This is a genomic window from Streptomyces sp. NRRL B-24572 (genome assembly GCF_002156145.1).
GTDB classification, from domain to species: domain Bacteria; phylum Actinomycetota; class Actinomycetes; order Streptomycetales; family Streptomycetaceae; genus Streptomyces; species Streptomyces vietnamensis.
In genome coordinates this window covers 1-1,970 of sequence record NZ_MWIG01000958.1, presented here as the reverse complement: position 1 = coordinate 1,970, position 1,970 = coordinate 1, and the positions used below count along the sequence as shown (strand labels likewise).

Genomic DNA, 1,970 nt, shown 5'->3' with positions numbered 1-1,970 from the left:
CCGCCGCCGAGCACCGCCCCGGCGAGGACGGCGGCGGCTACGGAGCCCTGAAGACCCCGGAGTACGCGGCGACCAGTTACGTCATCGTCGTACCGGCCGAGAAGTCCGACGCCTCGGCGGCGCTCGGCTTCGCCCAGGCGTACGGGCGGGTCGCCACCGACATCGCGGTGACCGGAGACGCCCAGGTGTGGGCCGGGGTCACCGCCGACACCCTGCGGAAGAACGTGCAGGCCGCGACCTCCCCGGACGCGCCGATGATCTCGATCACCGCACGGTCGGCGAAGCCCGCCCAGGCGGTCTCCATGGCCGACGGGGTGGCCCGCGCACTCGTCCTCGACAGCGCGCACGTCGCCGGCAACACCGGAGTGAAGGTCGTCCAGTTCTCCCGCGCCACCAAGCCCCTCACCCCCGTCTCCCCCTCCGCGCCGCTCTCCGCGCTCGTCGGGGGCTGCGCGGGCGGTCTCCTCGGCGGCCTGGTCCTGCTGGTCCGCCCGAAGCGCGCCGCCACGCGCGACGGCGCCCGACACTCCCGGCAGGCGACCGCCCCGGCCGCGACCGCCGCGGTGCCCGCCCCGGCGGTCGCCACGCACAAGGCGGAGGCGGTGTGAGCCCGAGAACCCTGCGGGCCGAGGTCTGCCGTGACGAGGAGGAGTTCGGGCGGCTCTCGGCCGAGTGGACGGCGCTGTACGGGCGCTGCTCCTCCGCCACCCCCTTCCAGTCCCACTCCTGGCTGCACTCCTGGTGGCTCTCGTACGGCAGGCCCGGTGCGCTGCGGGTGGTGCTCGTACGACGTGAGGGCGGCGAGCTCGTCGCCGCCGCGCCCCTGATGCGGGCCCGCGGACCGCTGCCCGTCCTCACCCCGCTCGGCGGCGCCATCACCGACTTCACGGACGTCCTCCTCGACGACGCCTGCCCCGAGGCGGCGCCCGCGCTCGCCGGTGCCCTCGCCCGGGCCGCCCGGGGCGCGGTCCTCGACCTGCGGGAGGTCCGGCCCGGGGCGGCCAGCGAACGCGTCTTCGCCCACTGGCGCGGGCCGCGCCGCCGACTGCCCGACTCGCTCTGCCTGGAGCTGCCCGCCGTCCCCATGGAGGGGCTCCTCGAACGGATCCCGTCCGGGAAGGCCCAGCGGGTCCGCGCCAAGCTGCGGAAGCTCGACGCGCTCGGCATCGACGCGCGCGTGGTGACCGGCGAGGAGGTCCCCGCCGCCCTCGACCGGCTCCTCAGGCTCCATCAGCTCCAGTGGCAGGGCCGGGGCGTGACCGCCGAGCACACCAGCGAGCGGTTCGCCCAGCACCTCACCCGGGCCGTGCGGCCCATGGTCGAGCGCGGCGACGCGATGGTCACCGAGTTCCGGCTCGCCGGGGACGTCGTCGCCGCCGACCTGACCCTGATGTCCCCGCGGCTCGCGGGCGGCTACCTGTACGGCGCCGACCCCGCCCTGCGCGCCCGCAAGGTCGACGTGGCGACGATGCTGCTCCGGCACGGGGCGCGCGAGACCAGCGCGGGCGGGCGGGCCACGCTGAGCATGCTGCGGGGCAGCGAGTCGTACAAGCAGCACTGGCGGCCCGAACCGGTCCGCAACCGGCGTCTCCTCCTCACCGGACGCGGTACGGCCCCGCTCCTCTGGCTGCGCGCGGGCGCGGCCGACGCCCGGCGCTGGGTCGCCAGGCAGGCACGGGAACGGGCCTGGGTCGGGCGGGCGCTCGGGCGTGGTGGCGGCGGTGGCGGATGAGCTCCGTCACCGCCGCCCGTGAGGAGCGTCAGAAGGGCCAGGCCTCCTGCCAGTCCTCCTTCCAGTCGTCCTGCCAGCTGTCCTTCCAGTCGAGGTCGGTCTCGTCCTTCCACTCGTCCTTCGGGACGCAGACGGACCCGCCGAGCCAGTGCTCCACCCATGAACCGAGGTCCACGGTCCAGCAGTCGGGCTCGGGTTCCGGCTTGGGCTCGGGCTTCGGCTCGGGCTTGGGTTCCGG

The 1,970-nt window shown here is 75.7% G+C and carries 2 protein-coding genes and 1 pseudogene; 2 read left to right on the top strand and 1 reads right to left on the bottom strand.

Annotation, left to right across the window (positions count from 1 at the left end):
• The first annotated feature begins 47 nt into the window (after positions 1-47).
• Positions 48-608 carry a lipopolysaccharide biosynthesis protein gene (locus tag CCN56_RS38795; protein WP_256962405.1) on the top strand — a complete coding sequence of 187 codons (561 nt, stop codon included), beginning with the start codon at positions 48-50 and terminating at the stop codon, positions 606-608.
• Entirely contained in the window at positions 605-1,732 is a 1,128-nt protein-coding gene (locus CCN56_RS38790; protein WP_086832323.1) for a GNAT family N-acetyltransferase, read from the top strand. Before CCN56_RS38795 ends, CCN56_RS38790 begins: the two co-directional genes overlap by 4 nt.
• 28 nt (positions 1,733-1,760) lie before the next feature.
• Here CCN56_RS38790 and CCN56_RS38785 read toward each other — a convergent pair.
• A pseudogene (locus CCN56_RS38785) lies at positions 1,761-1,970 on the bottom strand (hypothetical protein); the annotation flags it as partial.